The sequence below is a fragment of the Phytoactinopolyspora endophytica genome (assembly GCF_004138495.1).
Lineage (GTDB): Bacteria > Actinomycetota > Actinomycetes > Jiangellales > Jiangellaceae > Phytoactinopolyspora > Phytoactinopolyspora endophytica.
The window spans coordinates 99,741-101,403 of sequence record NZ_ML142855.1; the positions used below are offsets into that span (position 1 = coordinate 99,741).

2 protein-coding genes are annotated in these 1,663 nt (G+C 67.0%); both read left to right on the plus strand.

What is annotated here, in order from left to right:
* On the plus strand, positions 1–1,358 hold a 1,358-nt coding region (atpA, locus tag ELR45_RS15290), incomplete at its 5' end, for a F0F1 ATP synthase subunit alpha (protein ID WP_240759753.1).
* Between the two features lie 51 nt (positions 1,359–1,409).
* Positions 1,410–1,663, plus strand: a 254-nt coding sequence (locus ELR45_RS40930; protein WP_240759754.1) for a F0F1 ATP synthase subunit gamma, incomplete at its 3' end; no start/stop codon positions are given.

Sequence of the window (1,663 nt, forward strand, 5' to 3'; positions counted from 1 at the left end):
ACCCGCTGGGTAACCCGTTGGACGGGCTCGGGGAGATCGAGCCCGAGCGGCGGCGGGCGCTGGAACTGCAGGCGCCATCGGTGGTCAACCGGCAGGGTGTCTCCGAGCCGCTGCAGACCGGCATCAAGGCAATCGACTCGATGACGCCGATCGGCCGCGGTCAGCGGCAGCTGATCATCGGTGACCGGCAGACCGGTAAGACGACGATCGCCATCGACACCATCCTGAACCAGCTGGGCAACTGGAAGTCGGGCGACAAGAAGAAGCAGGTGCGCTGCATCTACGTCGCCACCGGCCAGAAGGGCTCGACTATCGCCGGGGTGCGCAAGGAGCTCGAGGAAGCCGGCGCGCTGGAGTACACCACCATCGTGGCCTCCCCCGCTTCCGACGCCGCAGGATTCAAGTACCTGTCGCCGTACACCGGCTCGGCCATCGGCCAGCACTGGATGTACCAGGGCTACCACGTCCTGATCATCTTCGACGACCTCACCAAGCAGGCGGAGGCCTACCGCGCGATCTCGCTGCTGCTGCGCCGCCCGCCGGGCCGCGAGGCGTATCCAGGCGACGTGTTCTACCTGCACTCGCGGTTGCTGGAGCGGTGCGCGAAGCTCTCCGACGAGCTGGGCGCCGGCTCGATGACGGGGTTGCCGATCATCGAGACCAAGGCGAACGACGTCTCGGCGTTCATTCCCACCAACGTCATCTCCATCACCGACGGTCAGTGCTTCCTGGAGTCGGATCTGTTCCACTCCGGGATCCGGCCCGCGGTAAACGTCGGTATCTCGGTCTCCCGGGTGGGTGGTGACGCGCAGATCAAGGCGATGAAGCAGGTCTCCGGGACACTGCGTCTGGACCTGGCCCAGTACAACGAGCTGAAGGCGTTCGCCGCGTTCGCGTCCGACCTGGACCCGGCCAGCCGCGCCCAGCTGGACCGTGGGGCCCGCGTGACCGAGCTGCTGAAGCAACCTCAGGGTGCGCCGATGCCGGCCGAGCAGCAGGTCGTGTCGATCTGGGCGGCGACCAGTGGTCAGCTCGACGAGGTCCCGGTCGAGGACGTACGGCGCTTCGAGTCTGAGTTCCTCGACTACGTCGGCCGCGAGCAGTCCGCGGTTCTGGAGTCCATCCTGGCCACGGGTAAGCTCAGCGACGACGACACGTCGTTGCTGGAGCAGGCGATCGGCGCGTTCAAGCAGCAGTTCGTCACCGCGTCCGGTGAGTCTCTGGTGAAGGACGAGCCGGTGGAGGCGTTGGAAGAGGACGAGGTGGGCCAGGTCACTCTGCGCCGCCGGCGTCACTCTGCGGCGGACGTCGAGGAGGCTGCCGGCCCGGCCGGCCAGACCGGGGCGCCTTCGCCGTGACCGATATCCAGGACGACGCGATGCCGGTGAACGTCAGAGGAGGTGTGATCAGTGGGTGCACAGCTGCGTGAGCTACGGCGCCGGATCCGTTCCACCGAGTCGATGAAGAAGATCACCAAGGCTCAGGAGCTGATCGCCGCCTCGAGGATCATCAAGGCGCAGCAGCGCGCGGAGGCCGCCAAGCCGTACAGCCAGGCTTTGGTGCGAGCGCTCGAAGCGGCGGCGGCGCGGTCGAACCTCGACCACCACCTGCTTGAAGGGACCGGCACACCGGTACGTTCCGCGATGCTCGTCGTCACGTCGGA